General features: G+C 71.8%; 3 protein-coding genes. All 3 read right to left on the bottom strand.

Going from position 1 to position 5,126, the window contains the following annotated elements; translation table 11 throughout:
* Window positions 1-99: 99 nt before the first annotated feature.
* The 3 genes from ACFVHI_RS36980 to ACFVHI_RS36970 all read right to left on the bottom strand — a co-directional run bounded on the left by ACFVHI_RS36980 (window position 100) and on the right by ACFVHI_RS36970 (window position 4,990).
* Window positions 100-381, bottom strand: coding sequence for an HU family DNA-binding protein (locus ACFVHI_RS36980; RefSeq protein ID WP_030059737.1), 282 nt, complete (start codon window positions 379-381; stop codon window positions 100-102).
* 509 nt (window positions 382-890) lie between these two features.
* Window positions 891-2,363 (bottom strand): NAD-dependent malic enzyme, encoded by a 1,473-nt coding sequence (locus ACFVHI_RS36975; protein ID WP_063349178.1) that lies wholly within the window; start codon window positions 2,361-2,363, stop codon window positions 891-893.
* 323 nt (window positions 2,364-2,686) lie between these two features.
* Window positions 2,687-4,990 (bottom strand): HelD family protein, encoded by a 2,304-nt coding sequence (locus ACFVHI_RS36970; protein ID WP_380346430.1) that lies wholly within the window; start codon window positions 4,988-4,990, stop codon window positions 2,687-2,689.
* Window positions 4,991-5,126: the final 136 nt, after the last annotated feature.

Genomic DNA, 5,126 nt, shown 5'->3' with positions numbered 1-5,126 from the left:
TCTTCACTCTTTTTTCTGGGGGGCTTGTTTTTGTTTATACGCCCCGGGCCGGGGCTCCCCCGGGGGTGCCCCCGGCCTCTCGGGCGTTCAAGGGGTGGTTCAGGCGCCCTTGGCGGCTTCCTTCAGCTTGGAGCCCGCGCTCACCTTGGCGCTGTAGCCGGCCGCGATCTGGATCGGCTCACCGGTCTGCGGGTTGCGGGCGGTGCGGGCGGCGCGGTGGGTGCGCTCGAAGGTCAGGAAACCGGGGATGGTGACCTTCTCGTCGCCCTTGGCGACGACCTCGCCGACGATCTCGGCGAAGGCGGCCAGAACGGCGTCGGCGTCCTTGCGGGTCACCTCGGCGCGCTCGGACAGCGCGGCCACCAGCTCACTGCGGTTCATGTGTACTCCTGTGGTCTGTTCGCTTGCGGTGTGCGGGGGCCCATCGGTACTCCCACCGGGGGGCACCCGGATAGGCCGCAGGTCCGCACACTGTGCTCATGCAGGCAATGCGTGGTCGCAGGCCGGGTCCGTACCCGATGCCGCGCGCCGGTGCCGTCGAAGGCCCGTCCGCCTGCCTGGATACGAATCCTGCCCCGACCGGCCCCGAGAAAGCCAATCGGGCCCCGGCCACGACACCCGAACGAACCCCGCCCGTTGGAGGTGTGACGCTCCGTCGGCTCCGGCGGACCGGGCCCGGGCGGCGGTCGGGACGACGCGCCGGAAGACCAGGGGGACGTTCCGTACTTGTCGGACACGCCTGCCCCGTGCAGGGCTACCGTACGCCCTAGGCACGACAAGCCCAAACACGCCCCTCGCCCTTGTGTCGCAAGGGTTCGGGGCGGACTCGGACGGGTAAGGCCGCTATTCGGACATTTGACCGATCAGCGACACGTCGGCCGCCTCGCCGGTCAGAGCTTGACGGTGGGGAAGGAGGAGGCGTCGAGCGTGCCGACGATGCCCGGGGTCGGACGGGCCGGCTCCGTGCTCTCCTGGACGCCCGCCAGCGCCGCCTCGCGCACCGCCGAGGCGACCGTCTTGGCGACGTCCTTGTGGAAGACGCTCGGGATGATGTAGTTGGCGTTCAGCTCGTCGTCGGCGACGGTGGTGGCCAGCGCCCGGGCGGCGGCGATCATCATCTCGGTGTTGACGGTGCGGCTCTGGGCGTCCAGGAGGCCGCGGAAGACACCCGGGAAGACCAGCACGTTGTTGATCTGGTTGGGGAAGTCGCTGCGGCCGGTGGCGACCACGGCGGCGGTCTGCCGGGCGATGGCCGGGTCGACCTCCGGGTCCGGGTTGGCCAGCGCGAAGACGATCGAGTCCTCGGCCATGGTGGCCAGGTCGTCGCCGTCCAGGACGTTCGGGGCCGAGACGCCGATGAAGACGTCGGCGTCCGCCACGGCCTCCTTGAGGCTGCCGGTGCGGCCCGAGCGGTTGGTGTGCTCGGCGATCCAGCGCAGGCTGTCGTTGAGGTCCTCCCGGCCCTGGTGGACCACACCGCGCACGTCCGCCACGGTGGCGTGCTCGACACCGGCCGCCAGCAGCAGCTTGAGGATCGCGGTGCCGGCGGCGCCGGCGCCCGACATCACCACCCGGATGTCGCTGATCTCCTTGCCGACCACCTTCAGCGCGTTGGTGAGGGCGGCCAGCACCACGATCGCGGTGCCGTGCTGGTCGTCGTGGAAGACCGGGATGTCCAGGGCCTCGCGCAGCCGGGCCTCGATCTCGAAGCAGCGCGGCGCGGAGATGTCCTCCAGGTTGATGCCCGCGAAGCCGGGGGCGATCGCCTTGACGATGGCCACGATCTCGTCGGTGTCCTGGGTGTCCAGGCAGATCGGCCAGGCGTCGATCCCGGCGAAGCGCTTGAACAGGGCCGCCTTGCCCTCCATGACCGGCAGCGCGGCGGCCGGGCCGATGTTGCCCAGGCCCAGCACCGCCGAGCCGTCGGTGACCACGGCGACGCTGTTGCGCTTGATGGTGAGGCGGCGGGCGTCCTCGGGGTTCTCGGCGATCGCCATGCAGACCCGGGCGACGCCCGGGGTGTAGATCATGCTGAGGTCGTCACGGTTGCGGATCGGGAGCTTGGACGACATCTCGATCTTGCCGCCGAGGTGCATCAGGAAGGTGCGGTCCGAGACCTTGCCGATCGACACGCCGTCGATCGCCCGCAGCTTCTCGACGATCTCCTCGCCGTGCGCGACCGAGGAGGCCGCCACCGTGACGTCGATCCGCAGCGCCTCCAGGCCGGAGGCGGTGACGTCGAGACCGGTCACCGAACCGCCGGAGGACTCCACGGCCGTGGTGATCGCACTGACGGCGTTGCCCCGGGCCGGGACCTCCAGCCGCACCGTGATCGAGTTGGAGACACTGGGCACCGTCGCCATCGACGCTTCCTTCTTCCGTCCGTGCGGCAGGTTCAACATTTTGTTGAAGGCATCGCCTGCGCATGCTAGACCTCGATCGTCGCACCTTCCAAGGGGTAGCCAGAAATAACGTTCATTGAGTGTGTGGACCCGACAACTTCTTGCCTCTCCGGGCCGATGCGTTACATTGGACGGGACACCGGCTCGATCCAAGCCCCCGGGCCCAACCTTCGTCCCTTCGAGGGACCACTTGCCGCGAGGCGAGCATGGCGGGTCGGTGTCACTAACGTCTGAAGGCCCCTCACCATCCGGTGAGGGGCCTTCTTCGTCCGGCGGACCGGCCGTCAGCCGTGCAGCAGCGCGGGCACGCCGGCCGCGTCCGGCAGGTCGTCCGGACCGGACAGCACGGTCAGCCGCTGGGTCGCCCGGGTGAGCGCCACGTACAGCACCCGCAGGCCGGCCTCCGACTCGCCGGCGATGCCGGTCGGGTCGGCCACCACGGTCGCGTCGTACTCCAGGCCCTTCGCCTCCAGGCTGCCCAGCACCACCGCCCGCTCGCCCAGGCCCTCGGCCCAGCCGGCCGCCTCGGCCCGGCGGTCCATCGGCACCACGATCGCCACGGTGCCGTCCACCTCGCCCAGCAGCCGCTCCAGCTCCGCCCGGGCCGCCGCGCCGAAGGCCTCCGGGGCGGGATCCACGACGGCCGCGAAGCGCGGCTCGACGCCGACCCGGCGCACCGCGGTCGGCGACGGGGTGCCCGGCGCGGCCAGCGCCAGCACCTTGGCCGCGACCTCGGCGATCTCGGCCGGGTTGCGGTAGTTGACGGTCAACGTGAAGCGGCGGCGCGGCTTGCCGGACAGCACCTCGTCCAGCGCGGCCTGCGCCTCCTGCGGGAACGGCCAGGAGGACTGCGCCGGGTCGCCGACGATCGTCCAGGTCGCCATCCGGGCCCGGCGGCCGATCATGCGCCACTGCATCGGGGTGAGGTCCTGCGCCTCGTCCACGATCACGTGCGCGTACTCGGTGCGCTCGACGGGGACGCGCTCGCGCTGACGGGAGCTGCGGTCGGCGAAGGTGGTGACCTCCTCCAGCCCGCTCAGCAGGTCCACCGCGTTCACCTCGCGCACCTTCGGCCGGGCCGCCTCGCCGAGCAGCACCTGGAGCTCGTCCACCAGCGCGACGTCGTGCGCGGACAGCGCGCCCTCGCCGTTCGGGGACAGCTGGCGCCAGGACGCCGCCAGCAGCCTCGCCTCGTCCGGGGAGACGGCGCGGCGGGCGATCCGGTTGATGTGCCGGTGCTGCTTGAGCGTGCCGAGCACCCGGCGCGGGGTCACGGCGGGCCACCAGGCGTCCAGGAAGTCCAGGAACGGCGCCTCGTCCGAGACGTACTCGTCGAAGGACTCCTTCTCCTCCTGGCGCTGCTCGCGGGCGTAGTGGTCGGTCGGCTTCGGCAGGTGCCGGGTGAGCTCCTGCCACAGGGCGTCCAGCAGCATCCGGCGGGCGCGCGGGCGCAGCAGGTTCAGCGGGGTGCCGCCGGCGCCGATCACGTTGCCGCGCACGGCCTTGAGCCGGCCCGCGTCCAGCTTGAGCACCTCGCCGCGGGCGACCACCTTCAGCTCCTGCGGCGCACCCAGCTCCAGCGCGGCCCGAGCCGCCCGGCGCAGCAGCTGCACCATCCGGCCCGAGCCCTTGACCCGGGCCGCCTCCGGACTGTCGTAGGTGCCCGCCTCGACGCCGTCCACCAGCGAGCCGACCGCGCGGATGGCGACCTGCCCCTCCTCACCGAGCGAGGGCAGCACGCCCTCGGTGTAGGAGACCAGCAACGGGGTCGGCGAGACCACCAGGATGCCCCCGGCGTAGCGGCGGCGGTCCTGGTACAGCAGGTACGCGGCGCGGTGCAGGGCGACGGCGGTCTTGCCGGTGCCCGGGCCGCCGGTGACGAGCGTGGCGCCGGCGGCGGCCGCCCGGATCACCTCGTCCTGCTCCTTCTGGATGGAGGAGACGATGTCGCGCATCGAGTGGCTGCGGGCGCGGCCGAGCGAGGCCATCAGTGCGCCGTCGCCGACCACCGCCAGCTCCCGGCCGTTCAGGGTCGGGGTGAGGTCGGGACGCAGCAGGTCGTCCTCGACGCCGATCACCCTGCGCCCCTTGGAGCGGATCACCCGGCGGCGGACCACCCGGCCCGGCTCGACCGGGGTGGCGCGGTAGAACGGCGCGGCGGCGGGCGCCCGCCAGTCGATCACCAGCGGCCCGTACTCGGCGTCCAGCACACCGAGACGGCCGATGTGCAGGGTCTCGGCGACGGCCGGGTCGGCCGGGTCGAGCGGCGTGTCGGAGGGGATGCCGTGTTCCTCCGGGGCGTCCGCCCGCTGGAGGTCGATCCGGCCGAACAGGAAGTCCTCGAACTCGTTGTTCAGGCGCTGGAGGTGGGCGCCGGCCCGGTAGACCTGGGCGTCGCGCTCGGCGAGCGCGCCGGGGGTGCCGACGTGGACCCGCTTGGCGGCGTCCTCCAGGATGTACTCGGCCTCGGCAAGCTTCTCCTCCAGCCGGTGGTAGACGGTGTCGAGGTGCTGCTGCTCACCGGCGATCTCGCGCTCGCGTACGGTCTCGCGGTCGGTGGCGGCGGTGGTGTCCGTGTTGCTCTGCATGGCCTCGGTGGTAGCGGCGGAATCCGGCTCCGGAAAACGAGCGGACGGATGATCCTACGCCCCAACCGGGGTAAACGTGAAGGCCGCCCACCCCAAACCGGTGGGGGGCCGTAACAGTACACAAGGGGTGGTGGAG

The sequence above is a fragment of the Kitasatospora sp. NPDC127121 genome, from assembly GCF_042677305.1.
Classification (GTDB): domain Bacteria; phylum Actinomycetota; class Actinomycetes; order Streptomycetales; family Streptomycetaceae; genus Kitasatospora.
This window is presented reverse-complemented; position numbering and strand designations above follow the sequence as displayed.